This is a genomic window from Bacillus sp. ISL-41, from assembly GCF_018613235.1.
Classification (GTDB): Bacteria; Bacillota; Bacilli; order Bacillales; family Cytobacillaceae; genus Mesobacillus.
The window spans coordinates 32,681-48,810 of the sequence record NZ_JAGGQP010000053.1; the positions used below are offsets into that span (position 1 = coordinate 32,681).

At 40.5% G+C, this 16,130-nt stretch carries 19 protein-coding genes; 7 read left to right on the forward strand and 12 right to left on the reverse strand.

From position 1 onward, the window contains the following. Positions 1-167 precede the first annotated feature (167 nt). On the forward strand, positions 168-917 hold the full coding sequence (locus J7I80_RS22565) for a L,D-transpeptidase family protein (RefSeq protein WP_214741632.1): 750 nt from the start codon (positions 168-170) through the stop codon (positions 915-917). 53 nt (positions 918-970) lie between these two features. Here the strand turns inward: J7I80_RS22565 and J7I80_RS22570 are convergent, their stop codons facing one another. The 3 genes from J7I80_RS22570 to spxA all read right to left on the reverse strand — a co-directional run bounded on the left by J7I80_RS22570 (position 971) and on the right by spxA (position 2,273). Further along, entirely contained in the window at positions 971-1,303 is a 333-nt protein-coding gene (locus J7I80_RS22570) for an IDEAL domain-containing protein (protein ID WP_214741634.1), read from the reverse strand. Between the two features lie 72 nt (positions 1,304-1,375). Next, positions 1,376-1,798: an RrF2 family transcriptional regulator gene (locus J7I80_RS22575; protein ID WP_214741637.1), complete on the reverse strand. Its 423-nt coding sequence runs from the start codon at positions 1,796-1,798 to the stop codon at positions 1,376-1,378. 79 nt (positions 1,799-1,877) lie between these two features. After that, positions 1,878-2,273 carry a transcriptional regulator SpxA gene (gene spxA, locus J7I80_RS22580; RefSeq protein WP_214741639.1) on the reverse strand — a complete coding sequence of 132 codons (396 nt, stop codon included), beginning with the start codon at positions 2,271-2,273 and terminating at the stop codon, positions 1,878-1,880. Positions 2,274-2,497: 224 nt separating this feature from the next. On the opposite strand from spxA, the gene J7I80_RS22585 reads away from it, so the two are divergent. The 3 genes from J7I80_RS22585 to J7I80_RS22595 all read left to right on the forward strand — a co-directional run bounded on the left by J7I80_RS22585 (position 2,498) and on the right by J7I80_RS22595 (position 4,657). Continuing rightward, the gene (locus tag J7I80_RS22585; protein WP_214741641.1) at positions 2,498-3,370 is read left to right on the forward strand and encodes a LysM peptidoglycan-binding domain-containing protein; all 873 of its coding nucleotides are present in this window, start codon (positions 2,498-2,500) and stop codon (positions 3,368-3,370) included. Positions 3,371-3,489: 119 nt separating this feature from the next. Next, positions 3,490-4,134: a glycosyltransferase gene (locus J7I80_RS22590; RefSeq protein WP_214741643.1), complete on the forward strand. Its 645-nt coding sequence runs from the start codon at positions 3,490-3,492 to the stop codon at positions 4,132-4,134. Between the two features lie 208 nt (positions 4,135-4,342). Continuing rightward, positions 4,343-4,657 (forward strand): hypothetical protein, encoded by a 315-nt coding sequence (locus J7I80_RS22595; protein WP_214741645.1) that lies wholly within the window; start codon positions 4,343-4,345, stop codon positions 4,655-4,657. A gap of 68 nt (positions 4,658-4,725) precedes the next feature. Here the strand turns inward: J7I80_RS22595 and J7I80_RS22600 are convergent, their stop codons facing one another. The 4 genes from J7I80_RS22600 to J7I80_RS22615 all read right to left on the reverse strand — a co-directional run bounded on the left by J7I80_RS22600 (position 4,726) and on the right by J7I80_RS22615 (position 7,529). Next, on the reverse strand, positions 4,726-5,361 hold the full coding sequence (locus tag J7I80_RS22600) for a LysE family translocator (protein WP_214741646.1): 636 nt from the start codon (positions 5,359-5,361) through the stop codon (positions 4,726-4,728). Between the two features lie 35 nt (positions 5,362-5,396). Next, entirely contained in the window at positions 5,397-6,635 is a 1,239-nt protein-coding gene (locus tag J7I80_RS22605) for a cysteine desulfurase-like protein (RefSeq protein ID WP_214741736.1), read from the reverse strand. Between the two features lie 137 nt (positions 6,636-6,772). Beyond that, positions 6,773-7,027 (reverse strand): hypothetical protein, encoded by a 255-nt coding sequence (locus tag J7I80_RS22610; protein ID WP_214741648.1) that lies wholly within the window; start codon positions 7,025-7,027, stop codon positions 6,773-6,775. A gap of 88 nt (positions 7,028-7,115) precedes the next feature. After that, complete coding sequence (locus J7I80_RS22615; protein WP_214741650.1) at positions 7,116-7,529, reverse strand: Lrp/AsnC family transcriptional regulator; 414 nt, start codon at positions 7,527-7,529, stop codon at positions 7,116-7,118. Positions 7,530-7,647: 118 nt separating this feature from the next. Between J7I80_RS22615 and J7I80_RS22620 the strand changes: the two genes are divergently transcribed. Together J7I80_RS22620 and J7I80_RS22625 are read left to right on the forward strand one after the other, a co-directional pair. Continuing rightward, on the forward strand, positions 7,648-8,409 hold the full coding sequence (locus J7I80_RS22620) for an MBL fold metallo-hydrolase (RefSeq protein ID WP_214741652.1): 762 nt from the start codon (positions 7,648-7,650) through the stop codon (positions 8,407-8,409). Positions 8,410-8,594: 185 nt separating this feature from the next. Next, positions 8,595-9,122 carry an MEDS domain-containing protein gene (locus J7I80_RS22625; RefSeq protein WP_251027931.1) on the forward strand — a complete coding sequence of 176 codons (528 nt, stop codon included), beginning with the start codon at positions 8,595-8,597 and terminating at the stop codon, positions 9,120-9,122. Between the two features lie 43 nt (positions 9,123-9,165). Here J7I80_RS22625 and J7I80_RS22630 read toward each other — a convergent pair whose 3' ends face one another. The 3 genes from J7I80_RS22630 to J7I80_RS22640 form a co-directional block, all read right to left on the reverse strand. Continuing rightward, a complete protein-coding gene (locus J7I80_RS22630; protein ID WP_214741655.1) occupies positions 9,166-10,659 on the reverse strand; it encodes a flavin-containing monooxygenase in 1,494 nt (497 codons plus the stop codon). A 643-nt stretch (positions 10,660-11,302) separates the two neighbouring features. Continuing rightward, on the reverse strand, positions 11,303-12,409 hold the full coding sequence (locus J7I80_RS22635) for a DUF4179 domain-containing protein (protein WP_214741657.1): 1,107 nt from the start codon (positions 12,407-12,409) through the stop codon (positions 11,303-11,305). After that, positions 12,399-12,977: an RNA polymerase sigma factor gene (locus J7I80_RS22640; protein ID WP_214741659.1), complete on the reverse strand. Its 579-nt coding sequence runs from the start codon at positions 12,975-12,977 to the stop codon at positions 12,399-12,401. The genes J7I80_RS22635 and J7I80_RS22640 overlap by 11 nt, the downstream gene beginning before the upstream one ends. Before the next feature lie 307 nt (positions 12,978-13,284). Here J7I80_RS22640 and J7I80_RS22645 point away from each other — a divergent pair, with 307 nt between their 5' ends. Continuing rightward, entirely contained in the window at positions 13,285-13,713 is a 429-nt protein-coding gene (locus tag J7I80_RS22645) for a hypothetical protein (RefSeq protein WP_214741661.1), read from the forward strand. Between the two features lie 37 nt (positions 13,714-13,750). Here the strand turns inward: J7I80_RS22645 and J7I80_RS22650 are convergent, their stop codons facing one another. Further along, the gene (locus tag J7I80_RS22650; RefSeq protein WP_214741738.1) at positions 13,751-14,245 is read right to left on the reverse strand and encodes a DUF3267 domain-containing protein; all 495 of its coding nucleotides are present in this window, start codon (positions 14,243-14,245) and stop codon (positions 13,751-13,753) included. Positions 14,246-14,571: 326 nt separating this feature from the next. Then, the gene (locus J7I80_RS22655) at positions 14,572-16,128 is read right to left on the reverse strand and encodes a SagB family peptide dehydrogenase (RefSeq protein WP_214741663.1); all 1,557 of its coding nucleotides are present in this window, start codon (positions 16,126-16,128) and stop codon (positions 14,572-14,574) included. Positions 16,129-16,130: the final 2 nt, after the last annotated feature.

Here is a 16,130-nt window from a genome sequence, read left to right on the forward strand (position 1 = left end):
CAAATGACTCGATTTTTTTGTCAAACAATTTAAATTCCATATAACGGGAAAATATGTAACTTTTATGAGAAAAAACCGTTTATAAGTTTGTAAATATCTTTACTAATACAGCAGGGCAATAGACTTTTATGTAGATAGGCCTGCAAATGAAACAAGGGGGATGGGGAATGAAAAAGTGGCTTGTATCAATGATGCTTCTTGTATCAATGATGTTCTTTGAGGTACCTGCAGAGGCTGCCGGCGGGGATTTGATTATTATCAATAAGTCTATCAATCAACTAGCTTATTATAAAAATAATAAACTGGTAAAAACGTTTAAGGTGGGAACTGGGCGAAAAGCGTCCTACACGCCTGAGGGCAAGTTCAAAATCGTTAACAAAATCAAGAATCGTCCATATTACAGTGGAAAGATCCCTGGCGGTGACCCAAGGAATCCGCTTGGCGACAGATGGCTAGGCATAAATGCGAGAGGAACATGGGGAACAACGTATGCGATCCATGGCAACAATAACCCTAAATCAATCGGCGGATATGTAAGTGCCGGCTGCATCAGGATGTACGACAACGAAGTGCAATGGCTTTATGACCAAGTTAAGGTAAACACTCCGGTTGTCATCACATCATCCAAAAAATCCTTCAATGCGATCGCATCTGCTAATGGTTATAAGGTTACCGGCCAGGCTTCCGTACCAGTGACAGCTGTACCATCAAGTAATGTCCTTAAAAAAGGGATGCGAGGTCCTGAAGTGAAGCAGCTCCAGCAGGCCCTGACAAACAAAGGCTACAGTACAAAAGGAATCGACGGCGTATTCGGACCAGCAACAGAAGCCGCCGTGAAAAAATTCCAAAAGGCGAAGAAGCTCAAGGTAGACGGTGTCGCTGGACCTGCCACCAAAAAAGCACTCGGAATGAAATAGCATCAGCCCAAAAAGAGACGGTCCCTCCTAAAAAGGAAGGACCGTCTTCATCTTTACACGCCTTTAACAAGTTCCCTCATCGAGTTCAGCTTTTCGGAAAGCTCCAAGAACCATTCTTCATCGCCAGTAGCAAGCGCTAGATCAATTAGGTATTGAATTTGTTCTTTGTTTTTCACCTTCGGATTAGGCAGTTTTTTCACTCCGTTTGTGGCCATTGGAATCGTTTTGCCTACCATTGATTCATCATCACTTGATGTGATCGTTGCATTTACTTTATCATCCAAAATATCAAGTGACTCTATATATCCGATGAATAATTCTCCATCTCTGGATTTCCCCTTGATCCAATCGCCTACTCTTAAAATCGTGTCATTATTGGAAAACATATATGTCACCTCATTTAATATAATCTGTAATATTTTTCATTACATTTACCAGCTAAGAAAGCTGGCGCGCTCTTAGTCACAGCAGTTTGTTTCTTTGACCAGGTCGACTACTTCCTTGATGGAATAGTGCTTTAAATATTCCCCCAAATGTTCTTCAGCACCCAGGAAAATGGCAAACAGCACTTTGTGCATATTTGCTCCGACAACGCATTTTTCGTTAGAGTCCGGACACTTAGGCTGCAGTGCCCCTTCGGAGGTCAATCTATAGATATCCCAGAGGTTCACCTCATTTAAATCCAGTGCAAAAATGAATCCGCCGCCGGTTCCCTCTTTTGATTTGATAAATCCATGTTTTTTTAACAGGCCCAGCACTTTGCGGATCCGCACAGGATGAACTCCAGCACTCTCCGAGATCGCTTCGCTTGTCGACATTCTGTCCGGCTGCAGAGCAAGTAAGGTTAAACTGTGAATGGCAAGGGTAAAATCGCTGTTCATTGCCTGCCTCCTAACAGATTTGTTATGCTATATACTACATTTTATCCAGTTAAATTCAAAGCAAAAAGTATTTTGAGCACTAATTCGCGATGTTTTCCCACTCAAAGCCGGAGAATGTACGCAGCTTGCGAGGCAAGAAACTGCGAATTTCTTCTTCATTATACCCAACCTGCAGGCGTTTATGGTCCTGGATAATCGGACGGCGCAGCATTTGCGGATTTTTGATGATTAAATCATATAACTGATTCAGCGGAAGATAGTCAACATCCACATCCAGCTGCTTATAGGTTTTTGAGTTCGTCGAGATAATGTCTTCGGTTCCATCCTCTGTCAGCCGAAGAATGGATTTGATTTCATCAACGGTGAGTGGCTCTGATACGATATTTCTCTCAATAAAATCAATGTGATGTTCCTGAAGCCACGCTTTTGCTTTCCGGCAGGAAGCACAGCTTGATGTGATATATAAAGTTACCATAATCCTCAGCTCCTTCGTTCAACTGTAAGAATAAAAATTACAGATTAACGGCAATAGGTTCTTTTTTTATCTAAAATACCAATACTGTAATATTAAACTTTACAGTTCACAAAGTCAATAGTCGTTTCATTGTCCCAACCCATTTTCTCAACCTTTTAAAAATAGGCTTATCCCTTCGAAACTCTGCTGTAATCCTCTCGTCAAACTATTTGAGGTGATAAATAATGATGAAGATAAAACGTTTCGTACAGCTCGGCTTGAGTCTCTTATTGATCGGTTCCTTATTCTTTTTTACCAACGGATCTGGCTATGCAGATGATCATGCAGCCACTGTTAAAAAAGGCGATACATTATATAGCCTATCTAAGAAATACAACCTGACTGTCGAGGAGTTAAAGGATTTCAATGGCTTGAAGAACAATACTATTTATATTGGCCAAAAACTTCTCCTTCCCGGTCTGGCTAAATCAGAATCTATGTATGCAGTAGTCGGGGGTTCTTTTTCCAAGAAAGAAAATGCAACGAAGCAAATCGCTGTTCTGAAGAAGAAAGGAATTGAAGCCACAGTCATCACAAAGGCCATTAAAGATAAAACCTTTTACCGTATACAGGCTGGAGTTTTTGCAGATAAAGCAAATGCAGAGAAACAAAAGACTTTGTTGATCAAAAATGGCATTAAAGATGCTTACATCGATACGGCTAAGAACCTCGATGTTCATGGTGTTTATATTGGTTCCACCTACAGCCAGCTTCTACAGCAATTAGGGAAACCAATAAAAACCGAGGACCAGCTGAATATCAGATCACTGTACTATAATAGCGAAGGAGCCGGAGTCCGTGTGAATTTTAACATGAAGAATGGCTCGGTGTTCGGTCTGCAAGTCTATCCGGAATATTTAAAACTCAGTTCCCTTCCGAAAGACAAAAGCCAGGTTATCAAGATATATGGATACCCTAATGAAGCAAAAAACGTCTCCTGCTACGAAAGCGCGACTTGCGGGCAATTCATCTATCAATTTAATAAGAACGAATTGATCATCCAGTTCGACCGCGATGGAAAGACTGTACAGTATTATGATTTAAGCAAATTACAATAACTTGTCGGCCGCCTTATGGCGGTCTTTATTATGCCTTCAGCAGAATAGTTTTGGATAAAAAAATGCGTTTTATAAATAATAATGAGGATGTTATTAACCGCAGAAGGAGAATATGTACAATGAAAAAATTATTGTTGATGGGTTTTATTCTATTAATGCCGCTAAATATGATGGCTGGATCAACACCTGCCTACGCTAAACCACAGCACAAATGTATCACCCAATCTGAGGTGAAATTCGAGAATACTTTCCGGAGACTGTGGGTTGATCATGTTTTGTGGACAAGCAACTATATAACAAGTGCCACAACAGCTGGTGCTGAGGACCAAAAAGAGGTGCTCGAGAGACTCCTGAAAAACCAGGAGGATATCGGAAATGCCATCAAACCGGTGTACGGCGAGGATGCTGGCAAGAAGCTTACGGATTTGCTTAAAGAGCATATCGTCATAGCTGGAGGTATTGTCGAAGCAGCCAAAAGTGGAGATAAAGCAAAGCTGGATCAGCTTAACAAAGAATGGTATCGAAATGCTGATGATATCTCGGCCTTCCTTAGCAGTGCCAACCCGAACTTAAAAAATGCAGAAGTTAAAAAGCTGCTTTATGCGCATCTTGAATTGGTGGCAGATGACCTTGCTGCAAGTCTGGAAAAAGATTGGGCGGCACGAATCGTTTCGATTGATGACGGAATGACTCATATCATTATGATGGCCGATGCCATTTCTGAAGCTGTCGTCAAGCAATTCCCTGAGAAGTTTAAGAAATAAGGCACAATAAATCCCTGGAGTCTAAACAGACACCAGGGATTTTTTTCACAGAAAAAGGCTATTGAAACGTTGGGCTGAATTCAAGTAAAAGCTGTAAGCATCACTTCGGGCATATTTAACCTTCTGAATTAACATTCATCCCCTCGGTTATAATCCTTCCTGGACAGGCATAAGGTTTAATGTAACTTGAACAAAAGGAGCAATTAAATTGATACGAATATTAGGATTATCCGCACTCTTGCTATTCTGTATATACCTGGTTTATACCTATCCGCAAAATGCCCAGAAAAACGCTGAGCTCGAATATTTGGAGACCGACGCCAGTGTCCAGGATGACGATGACATTTTAGAAACCATCTTACCTGAATTTGAATACCTGCACATAGAATCACTGGACAAGGAAGTAGACGGATATATCGTTGAAACCTACAGAGAGTACGAAATCCATCGTGACAAGGACGGCAAAATCTTAAAACAAATTCCTACTTCAAACTATGAGTATGTACGATATAAAAACTATTAACACTTAGACTTTGCTTCCATTAAAAGATAGCCTGGCATAATGTCCAGGCTACTCTAGTTTTTCTTTGATTACGATGCAGCTTTTGTCTTCAGCAAGCTTATGCCCATTCCGATAAAAACAATGCCAGTCAAGCGGTTTAAGACGCTACCGGCTTTTTCATTTTTCCTGAGCCTTGATGTTGCCATCGAGGAGAAATAGGCAGTCAGCAAACTCCAGGCTCCCCCGGTCAAGGTGAACGTCAATCCCAGAATGATGAATGGAATCGGGCTAGCAGCACCTCCATCAGCGTGAATGAATTGAGGAAGAAATGCCAGGAAAAACAAAGCCACCTTTGGATTCGTCACGTTCGTGATCATGCCTTGAAAAAAGATTTTTTTGTTGCTCTGGATTGGCAAAGCTTTCTGTTCATGTGCCCTGCTTTTGGCTGTTAACATCTGAATCCCCAGATAAGCCAGATAAATGGCTCCAGCAATTTTAACAGTTTGAAATAAAAAAGCTGACTGCGTCAATATGACGGATAATCCGAAAGCTGCAAGAAGAGTATGGACAATGATTCCGGTAGAAATTCCAAAGGCTGAGAAAATCCCGGCTGTCCTGCCTTGCGAGATACTTCTGCTCACTATGTACATTGTATCTGTCCCAGGTGTCAAATTGAGCAGGATCGCTGTTGCCAAAAATACTTCAAAATTACTTATCCCAAACATCGTTCATCTTCCCCTACTGTAAAATTCACTTTCTTTTAAACAACATTTTGCTGATGCTGTTGGATGAAAGCTGCCAATGCTTTTTTAAATTGCTGGATTTCTTCCAATGTATTATAAGGTGCCAGCCCAATCCGCACCCAGCCGCCAGTTGAGTAGACATCGAGTACCTCAGCCATCGTGGAGGCATAGAAGTCCCCATCTGCGACACACATATTGAATTTTTCGGCAAGCCATGCCGTGACCTCACGTGAATTATGACCTTCAATTGTAAAAGCAAATGTTGGTGTCCTTTGTCCAGATGCTGCACGATACAGCGTCACTTCCGGGAGACTGCGCAAAAAGCTTTCCACTTCTGCTGCAAGTTCACTTTCATATTCATCTATTGCTTGCATTCCGGACAACAGTCGCTCTCTTCTCGTCTCACCATTTCCTAACTCTTCGATGAACCGGATGGCTCCCATCACCCCAGCGATACCTTCATGATTCTGAGTCCCTGTTTCAAGCTTGTAAGGTATTTCCTCAGGCGCTGGCTTTAGCTTGTAGACTGGAAGTTTTTCAAATAATCTCTGCCTTACCACAGCTATGCCGACATGCGGCCCGAAAAACTTGTATGCAGAACATAGCAGGATGTCACACCCTAGATCCTGGACATCAATCGATAAATGCGGCACTCCATGGACCGCATCGACAACTGCCAGGGCGCCAACTTCTCTCGCACGTTCAATTATTGGCTTTAAATCCGTCACAGTCCCTGTCACATTCGATGACATCCCGGCGGCCACCAGCTTTGTTTTATCAGTGATGGTATCTTCTAAGTCTTCTAAATTTAAGGTGAAAGTTTCAGAATCCAGTTTAATAAACTTAATCTTCGCGCCGCAATCCCTCGCAAGGGTAATCCAAGGATCCACATTGGCCCGATGGTCGAGCTCGGTGACCACAATCTCGTCACCCTCCTTGATAAACCCAGCCAGACTCCGTGCAATCGCAAAAGCATGTGTCGTCATATTCGCTCCAAACGCAACTTCATTCGCCTGGCATCCAAGCAAATCAGCGACTGCCTCCCGTGCTTTGTCCAGCATTGCATCCGTGTCAGCACTGGTGTTGAAGGTACCATGAAGATTTGCCATGCCATTTCTTATGTACCGATACATTGATTCCATTGCATAATCGACCATTTGAGTACCGCCAGGCCCGTCAAAGTAAATCACCTGCCGACCATCATCCTTTCGACTTAAAGCAGGAAACCTCTCTCTCACCTCATTGATTGGAAACATATTAGTCAATCCTCATCACTCCCTCTGCCAAACTGATATCAATTTTATTATGTCATAATTTTCTAATAATTGCAGTTTTAATCTTTCGACAAACGAAAGAGGAACCCTTTTAAACGGCTCCTCTCTCGAGATAATCATTATTCTTCTTCGGGAAAATATGGGCAAACAATGTAGCATTGGCCGCTCTCAGTACAAGCAATCTGGCAATCGTCAAATGGCTCTTCGCCAACTCCATAGCATGCTAAATAACAAATTGGACCTACACAAACCAAAACACAGTCATCCGGCACTTCACGTCCAGGAATGATCCTTAGATTGGGAAAAGGCACGCTATTCACGTTATGGTTGCAAAACAAATCAGCTAAATCACCCTTCTGATCTTTTCTTTCCATCTTTTCACCTCCATACTATCAATGTATTCATGGAGGGAGACGAGGGTATGGATGTTCGCTCTTGAAAGAAGGAATTAGGCGCACTCCATCACTGCTTATTAATTACAATCGAAAGCTTATAGCTCACATAATTGCTCAAGATTGTCAAAAATTCATCTAAAATCTCGTTGGACGGAAATCTGCATTCTAAGAGGTAACAGCTTTCCCCACTGACTTTATAGTGGTTCATAACGTATGATTCTTGTTTTTTTAAGAACGAAAGATAAGGCTGATGATTCGTGCTTTTCGTAAAAATATGTATGATTGCATGAACTGAACGCCCCATTTTCATTTGGTTCACTTTAATGGTATACCCTTCAATGATTCCGAGATCCTCTAACTTGGTGACTCTAGATGAAGCAGCCTGGCCTGTCAAATGCACTTTTTCACCCAGTTCCTTCATCGTAATCCGGCTGTTAAGGGTCAGTTCCTCTATAATTTTCAAATCGGTGGTATCCAACATTTTTTCAAATCCTTTCAATAATCAAGTGAAAGAGCAAAAAGACTTGATTTAAGCTATGTAAGTCAAAAGCGGTCTTATTATAAACTATATATACATTATAGAAAAGGAGCTAATAAATATGAATATACAACAAATTCGAAATGCAACATTAGTTGTAAAATATGCTGGCAAGAAGTTTTTAATCGATCCATTTTTGGCTGAAAAAGGATCATATCCTCCCTTCCCGAATTCATTAAGGCAGGACCAGAACAATCCTCTGGTCATCTTGCCGTCCTCTATTGATGACATTATTAATGATGTGGATGCGGTCATTGTAACTCATTTACACTTGGACCACTATGATGATGCTGCCAAAGAGGCACTTCCGAAGGATATAAAAATGTTTGTACAAAATGAGGAAGATGTCAATTCTGTCAAAAATGACGGATTTAAAAATGTTGAAGTTTTACAGGAAGATACCGTTTTCAAAGGCGTTCAGTTAATTAAGACCAAAGGCGAGCACGGCAGAGGGGAAATATTAAAACTAGCCGGTCTGGTTTGTGGTGTCGTCTTTAAGCATGATTCCGAGAAAACCTTATATGTTGCAGGAGACACTGTCTGGTATGAAGGTGTACAAGAAGCAATAGACACCCACACACCAGAAGTTATTGTCGTTAATGCGGGGGACAATCAATTCCTTCAAGGCGGTTCACTTGTCATGGGGAAAGACGATGTTTTTGAAGTCCATAAAGCCGCTCCTTCTGCAAAAATAATCGCCAGCCATATGGAAGCCGTCAACCATTGGACACTATCAAGGGAAGAACTGAAAAGTTTTGCAGTTGAAAAAGGAATCTCCTCAAGTGTTCTCGTCCCAAATGACGGAGAGTCATACAGATTTTAATAACCACCAGGTCACGCAGAAAGCTCAGAGCCTTATTAAGGTCCTGATCTTTCACTGTAGTTAAACAAACTATAACCATAAATGTTCCAATACAAAGATTTTGTAAGTAAACACATATTAACATCCAAGTATGATACACTTTATTGATAATGTGTTTTATTTGATGGGGTGCTAATTTGGAAAGTATGCATTTAAAAGAAGTTAATGAACTTGCAGGCCTTACCAAGGGACATGGTCTATATTTCTTTGAGAATCAGGACCAGTATATTACTAAATTGGCTGACTTTGTCATTTCCGGTCTGGAACGTGATGAATATTCCATCATTATAGAAAATGACCGGATTATACCCTTGATTACTAAAAGACTTATGGAGTCACAGGAAGAAAGCAGTTTGGAAAAAGTAAAGTTCGTCAATAATTATGACTTTTATTATGCCAAGGGAGACTTTAGCGTAAATTCTATTTTTGATTTCCTCCCGAACTTAATCGAAGGTTATTCAGAGCTCGATTTAGTTATTCGCAGTTGGGCTCATGTAGAATGGCGGGATGATCAGGAAATCAACAGCAAATTATTGGTCTCTGAACAAGAAGCCGATAACATTGTGACCGAAACTGAACTTCTTTCTGTTTGTGCCTACGATTCCGAAAGGGTTAGCAAAGAATTAAAAGAAGGTCTTCTTAATTGCCATAACTTTCTTATTAATGATAAATAATGAAGGAATACAGGCTCTCCTACCCAGGCGAGCCTGTATCATTTTACTTTCTTGCCGGTACTTCAGTTTCTGCAGAAGATTGACGGCCGATATAGTCTCCCGTTATTACCTTTCCTGTTAATCTACTAAAAGAAAAGGTAGATCCTGGCCAAAGGGTGCTGTTCCTTCCCGTGTGGTCCAGATACCAGCTTTTACACCCCCCGCTTGTCCAAACAGTTCCTTTCATCGATTTTTCTGTATTTTCCACAAAACCGTTCTGGGCGTCCACACTCGGTTCGATGACGTCGAGCTGATTTTTCTGCATATGCTTCAAAACCTTCATCATCTGTTTAATTTGAGCCTCTATCATATAAATTACCGAGGTATGTCCAAGTCCGGTGTTCGGACCTTGCATAATGAATAAATTGGGGAATCCTGACACAGTTGTCCCCAGATATGCTTTGGGACTACCTGCCCAAACATCAGCTAAACAATCGCCATGCTTGCCAAAAATATAGTTAGCGAAAGGGATATCTGTTATTTGAAAACCTGTACCAAAGATGATTGTATCCACCTTTACTTCCGTACCGTCCGCTGCAATGATGGAATTCTCGGTTACCTCGACGACTCCTGTAGTAACAACATTTACGTTGGGTGCCGCCATTGCTGGATAGTATACATTTGATTGAAGAATTCTCTTACAACCTATTATATAATCTGGTGTGAGCTTCTCCCTTAGTACAGGATTCTTGATGGAACGGTACATATTGCTGAGGGCAGCTTTTTCTATAATTTTCATATACTTTGGATTCCTGAAAGCAATGCCAAGTAACTCACGCCTAATATAAATCCCTAACCGGGTTGCTTTTTGTAATAAAGGAAACATGCTGTACAGCTTCTGCTTAGTAGGGGATATTTTTTGATCAGGACGACCAACTACCCAGGCCGGGGTCCTCTGAAAAACTGTCATCAAGTCCACTTCAGGCTGTAATGCCGGGATAAACTGGATTGCCGATGCGCCAGTTCCGATGACGGCGACCCGCTTTCCTTTTGGTTCAAAGTTCTTTGGCCAATTGGAGGAATGGAATGCCTCCCCTGCAAAAGTATCTAAACCTTTAAGGTTTGGAATAGCCGGATTACTAAGTGCGCCAAATGCACCAACGACTATTTTAGCATTAAATTCTCCCTGACTTGTGGCAACATACCACTCACCAGTGTCTTCGTTCCACTCCATTCTCTTAACCTCATGCCGGAAGCGTACATGACTTATCAGGTCAAACTTTTTGGCACAATCCTGCAGGTAGGCAAAGATTTCGGATTGTGAAGAGAATTTGCGGCTCCAATTTGGATTAGGAGCAAAGGATAAGGAATATAGATGGGACTCCACATCACACGCACAGCCTGGATAACGGTTATCCCTCCATACTCCTCCTACGTCTTCACAGCGCTCAAGAATGATAAAGTCATTTTCCCCGGCTTGTTTTAGCCTGACAGCCGCTGCAATCCCGGCAAAACCGCTTCCTATAATGATGATTCTCGCTTTGTTTATAGGTTTCATCTCTCAACCCCCTGTCTTACATTTTATTCTCCTTAAACTTTCTGAATGTTATAAAATTTTATCACCTCTGTGTATTATATTCCAGAAAAACAAGAAGACGGTTCCCACGCTATCTTCACTTCAATAAACGAAGATAGCAGGAGTTCCGTCATCTGGCTTCCTGGTCAATAAACATTGCTTTTAGAAATGATTGTTTTTACTAAGAGAACTATTGAAATAAAAAGAAATAGAGCCGTTGCAAGAAAACTATAAATCGCAATAGACGTAATCGAGTCCATTTCATTCGACTTTTCAGCAAAGCCACCTGTTACCTGCCAGGTTATCAAACTAACAAAAAACAATATTAATGACACTATTAAATTTCTATGTTTCCCGAACAATAGAAATCCCTCCCCTTGGGTCTATTTAACTTCAATGAGGAGGCATCACCATATGAGAGATGCTCACCTTTTAGAACAGGATATCTTTTCTCGGCAGAACCAGAAGGCATATACACTCTAATTTTTCTATCCTCCCCAACAATGACACCAGGAAACTTTCAATCATTTTTTACACATACTTTCCTATTAATTTGAAGGATATTTACCATATCAACGAAATCCATCCTAGAAAAAGTTGTGCAAAAAGCATGAGATGTCAATGCTTAGTTGCTAATGACCTTCATCTTTTTCTGATCGCTGCTTGAAATGACAACCTGGTATTTTTCATCCTGGATGGAATTTAAAGCTTGTTCAGATTGGAGAAAGTCCTGGACTGTTTTTTCGATCGTTTCAGCTACTTGCTCAATATCAGGATCCGTTGACTTCAGAACCAACCGAATCGAAATGTAATAATGCTCTTTTTTATTATTAGAGAAACCTACAGAATCGATTTGGTATTCCGGCTTTGCCTTTAACCCTGTGGCAATCGAATCAAATATCTTCATGAACTTGCCGCCACGTTCTTCCAGCCCAGGTTCATATGTGTATACCTTTACTTCGATATCGCCAAGTTCTCTTTGTTTGAGCTTTTCTTTTATTTCGATTGGGATATTCTTGATGTTAGGTTCGGTCACCGGAAGCTCGAGATTGACTCGATTCACACTGATCCCGCTTGTGTGTCTTGGAGAATCAAAATTGTATTTACCCAGCACTTCATATACCGTTTTCTCTATTTCAGCAATCTTTTTATCAGATTCTACATCAATCTTGCTCCATTGTTCAAAAGCTTCCGGATCGTTTGCCACCCTGATATCGTAATCTTCTTCATTCCTCGACTTAAGAATTGAGCTGATCATATCCTTAATTGGTGTTTTCATTTCGTGATAATATTCCTCGGTATTAAAAACCATCGCTTCAATATATTTCTCTTTTCTATTAACATGCAGTGCAATATTTTTAAAATCCTTTTTCACGATTGCTTGATTTATTTCATTTTCAAGGGTTTTCACCTCGATTTTCTTTTCAAAAATAAGATTAATGTACGGAATCCGGGATGCCACTTGCGCTACGGCCGGTGAAACAAAGGCTGTGCTGATGAAAAGCCCTAGTGCTGCTGCAGCCGAAAGTGAAAATATTGCCATTCTCTTTCTAATGATGCCGTTTCTTTGACTTCTTGAATTGGTCTGAAATCTATTCCAATCTTCAGCAACTCGTTCTTCTGCTTCGGGGGTGATTGGTTTCTTTGGTATCTCGTCGATCAATTGAAAAATACTTTCAGGAACCTCCAGCTGTTCGACCGATTCCACCCGGTCCTTTTTATTAGATCCCATTTACCTTCACCTCCTGTACAAATTGCCTGGATTCCTGGAGGATTTTTGCCAGGCTTTGTTTCCCCCGCTTCATCCTTGCTTTTACCGTATTGATATTTTCATTGAGGATTAGCGAAATCTCCTTTACAGACATGTCTTCATAATAATAAAGGAATAGCGGCAAGCTCTGCTCCCTTTTCAACTTCATCAGGTGGCGAACCATTTCACTCTTGCTTTCTTTATGTATGGCGATTTGCTGAGCTGACTCAGAAGTAATTTTCAGCTGAGCTTCTCTATTATCATCAAAATCTATGTAAGCCAGGCGATTGTTTTTTCGGTATATATCTATAGACCGAGAATAAACAAGTCGATAAAACCACGCTTTAAAATTCGTGATATCCTTCTTTTTCATAATGCTGACATATGCACCCTCAAGGGCAATCTGCAATGCATCCTCAGCATGCTCTTTTGATCGCAGGATTATATACGCTGTCTTATAAGCCGAAGACAACAATGGCTTAACAAGGATACCGAATGCCTCATGGTCTCCTCCCCTGATCCTAACGATTAATTCCTGTTCCTTCTTCATTGAGGAAACCTCCTTTCATTTGCTACATAAGTATAACGAAATGAAGGAAAGATTTGGTTGCACTTTTTGAAAAATAAATCTTAACATTTAAAGCAGGAGGATTATGCACTAACGGCTCAAACAAGGAACAACTACTACTTACTAGGCGTATTTGGATACCGTAAAAATATATTTAAGTTGATTTAAAAATAGCTTAGGGCGCATTTTATAAAAAAAAACCAATCATGATTATGTTGATGATTATCAGTGTGGCTGTCGGGATCATTTGGACATTTCACTATGTCAGCAGTGATGGAGATTTTACTAAATGGAGCATACTACCACGGGTTCTGAGTATTATAAGGATGATAAGAAATTCTATCTGGGATATGATTTCACCTGGGAAGGCATCGGAAAACCAATCCTCGAGAAAGTCGAGTTCATCAAGAAAGACGGGATGATAGTCGCCAAGGATGATGATGAATTCATGATTGAACCCTTTATAGCAAGAAATCGAATTATTGGCGGGCTTGATGAAGAATCCGTACTAGAAGAAGGCATGCACGAGGATTTCATGACTATTAAAAATTATCAAGTAGACAAGGATTTTCATCTAATCTTAGCTGTCCAATACAATGGATCAACACCTGAAAATGATATTAATCAATTAAGGATCACCAATAAGCAATTTGGCGTCACCCAGCATCGAAACATTCCGTTTGATGCTGGAGTTATTACTGATCCGATGGAAAACTAAGAGATTCTGCAAAAGCTTGATTGCTAGAATAGCAAAACTATTTCACTTGATAATAACCTCTGTAAAAAACTGAGTTTTTCGGTTTAATTGCAATTAAAAATGAATTGTAAATATCTGAAGCAGAAATTATTGAGTTTATCCAACACACAAATAAAATGATCGATTTTATATCTCCTGATACATAGAAAGACATAGTGGCAGGGACTACCGATAATGCAATAAAGGGCAAGTTCATGAAAATCCAAAACCTTGTTTTGGATAGAATTGCATCTGTATTTAGCCAAAAAAATACCCCGCTAAATGTTAAGCTAATATTGCCTTTTTTGTTTACGACTAAAACGTGTAGACATTCGTGAATAAGAAAGACAAAAATACCTATTATAATGAGATAAAATACATTAATTTGAGTGAAACCTGTTCCAAAGAAATAGGGTACCATAAAAATAATGAACTGAAGTAAATATACAAACTTCATATAATGTTTTCGATACCACTTGTTCTGTATAAAAGGAGTCCATTCTGACAAGTCCATACTTATCTGTGGTAAGTGGCGAAAAAAAATCATGATAAGAGCTCCTCTCCCTCAAAAGATTAAGGAAAACTTAAAACATTTCATTTACTAACAAATATCATATGTAAAATTTTACAAATAGATTTCTTATAGTTTACCATAAGATTTTTCAAAAACCCAAAAAAATTCAGTAAACTACACAACTTAAAACGCACAGTAAATCATTTACTGTGCGTTTTCTGATATAAAATTTTCTTGCGCCCCGATTACTTTGGCATTTTTCTGCAGGAATAACGACCCTGTAAGACTGTTTCCCTTGCCTTTCATTTTCGCCTATTTCTGCATTCCTAGCTATGCAAACTTCCTTTTAACCATTGACGTGGTTGATATGAGCCGATTGGTATCTGGATTAAGCTAGTTTTTCCTTTCATTCGATAAAGATCGTCGGCCTTGCTTGCATCGAACCCAAGAAGGGGATGGCCCCCTAAGCCAAGTGCAGATGCTGTTAAAAGTAAACTTTGAACGAGCATTCCTGCTTCCATTTGTAAAATTCGATAGCCTCTGTACCCTAATTCTTCTCGTAAAAAATTCTTATTGCCTGCGACATGCAGGCAAATTGGTACTTGCTGCAGGTTGACATTATCAATCGACAACCCTGTTTGTAAACGAAGACGGTGGTCCCCTTGCTGGATTTCTTGTAATCTATGTTCTGCATGGTTGTAGTAGTAGGCTCCATTTGTGATGCCTTCTACATTATAGAAACAGCCATAGATTGAAACCCTTGGCTCCTGGCTGGAGTGAATTTCGTCCAAGTCATTCCGGTAGGCAAAAGCTGACATTGATTCCTTCAACAAGGAGGCCAGCTGCTGCTGACTCACCCTGGACAAAACAAAGTCCATCTCTGGAGAAGTACGTTTTTTACTTACCTCTGCCAAATCAAACGCTAATGATTCCGTATGTGGGAGAGTGATCTGCACACTGTCTTTAACTTCACAAGGCGTGTTACATACCCTGTAAAACGACTCGGTGGACTCCAGTTTCGAGGCTTCATTCAAAGCTATTAATTTCGGAAACTCTAATATTTTCTCCGACCTTTCATAACGCTCAAATTCCAACGGTTTCAGTTCCCTTTTCAATTCATCAGACGTTATGTTATATCGTGAAGATGCTCCGTTTGCAGACCAGTTGGTCATTTCCACTGACAGCGGAATAATTGAATACACACTCTCCTCCAGCTCACATAACCCGAGAAGATAATTGATTGCCGAATCCAAATACTGAAAGTAAACACCAGAAGCGAAACCAAAACGTTTTGCCGTTGCCAGAAGCTGCCCCACCAGTACCCCAGCATCTAATCCTTGCAGCCGGTAGGAAAAATTATTGTATTTAAAGAAGTTTTTCCAAAACATCGTAGAAACGAATGCAGTCCCAAAACATGAAGAGATATCGCAACGGTCACCAAGAGCGGAAGCAATATATGAATCGAAGTTTCCAGCCCGCAGCAAAACAAGGCGGTGATGAGCCGGGTCATAATGGTAGATCCCGTCAGGCAGATCCTCTAGCTTTAAATATAGATAAAGTTCGTTAGGATAAAGGCCCCCGCCGGAAGGAGCATGCCTCCTATAGGTATGGTCTGGATAAACCTCTTCTGAAAAATGCGACTCGCTTACTTGCGTAATTCCATAAACATACCAGAGGAAATGTGCGATCTCCTTGATACCCGGTGTGGCTGGCTGCCTGATTTCTGCCAGGGATAAAGGCACCTCCCCTGACAGAGGCACTACTGGCAATCCTCGATATAGTTTATAGGGTAGTGGAGCGTCTTCCCAGTTAGGTTCCCAGTTTTCTTGATTGGCACGTTCTATATCAAACTGAAGATCCATTAAAAATTGATCAAGATTCATTC

Coding starts and splice junctions, on each gene's coding strand:
- J7I80_RS22565 (WP_214741632.1), top strand. CDS start 168: ATGAAAAAGTGGCTTGTATCAATGATGCTTCTTGTATCAATGATGTTC.
- J7I80_RS22570 (WP_214741634.1), bottom strand. CDS start 1,303: ATGTTTTCCAATAATGACACGATTTTAAGAGTAGGCGATTGGATCAAG.
- J7I80_RS22575 (WP_214741637.1), bottom strand. CDS start 1,798: ATGAACAGCGATTTTACCCTTGCCATTCACAGTTTAACCTTACTTGCT.
- spxA (WP_214741639.1), bottom strand. CDS start 2,273: ATGGTAACTTTATATATCACATCAAGCTGTGCTTCCTGCCGGAAAGCA.
- J7I80_RS22585 (WP_214741641.1), top strand. CDS start 2,498: ATGATGAAGATAAAACGTTTCGTACAGCTCGGCTTGAGTCTCTTATTG.
- J7I80_RS22590 (WP_214741643.1), top strand. CDS start 3,490: ATGAAAAAATTATTGTTGATGGGTTTTATTCTATTAATGCCGCTAAAT.
- J7I80_RS22600 (WP_214741646.1), bottom strand. CDS start 5,361: ATGTTTGGGATAAGTAATTTTGAAGTATTTTTGGCAACAGCGATCCTG.
- J7I80_RS22605 (WP_214741736.1), bottom strand. CDS start 6,635: ATGTTTCCAATCAATGAGGTGAGAGAGAGGTTTCCTGCTTTAAGTCGA.
- J7I80_RS22610 (WP_214741648.1), bottom strand. CDS start 7,027: ATGGAAAGAAAAGATCAGAAGGGTGATTTAGCTGATTTGTTTTGCAAC.
- J7I80_RS22615 (WP_214741650.1), bottom strand. CDS start 7,529: ATGTTGGATACCACCGATTTGAAAATTATAGAGGAACTGACCCTTAAC.
- J7I80_RS22620 (WP_214741652.1), top strand. CDS start 7,648: ATGAATATACAACAAATTCGAAATGCAACATTAGTTGTAAAATATGCT.
- J7I80_RS22625 (WP_251027931.1), top strand. CDS start 8,595: ATGCATTTAAAAGAAGTTAATGAACTTGCAGGCCTTACCAAGGGACAT.
- J7I80_RS22630 (WP_214741655.1), bottom strand. CDS start 10,659: ATGAAACCTATAAACAAAGCGAGAATCATCATTATAGGAAGCGGTTTT.
- J7I80_RS22635 (WP_214741657.1), bottom strand. CDS start 12,409: ATGGGATCTAATAAAAAGGACCGGGTGGAATCGGTCGAACAGCTGGAG.
- J7I80_RS22640 (WP_214741659.1), bottom strand. CDS start 12,977: ATGAAGAAGGAACAGGAATTAATCGTTAGGATCAGGGGAGGAGACCAT.
- J7I80_RS22645 (WP_214741661.1), top strand. CDS start 13,285: ATGGAGCATACTACCACGGGTTCTGAGTATTATAAGGATGATAAGAAA.
- J7I80_RS22650 (WP_214741738.1), bottom strand. CDS start 14,245: ATGGACTTGTCAGAATGGACTCCTTTTATACAGAACAAGTGGTATCGA.
- J7I80_RS22655 (WP_214741663.1), bottom strand. CDS start 16,128: ATGAATCTTGATCAATTTTTAATGGATCTTCAGTTTGATATAGAACGT.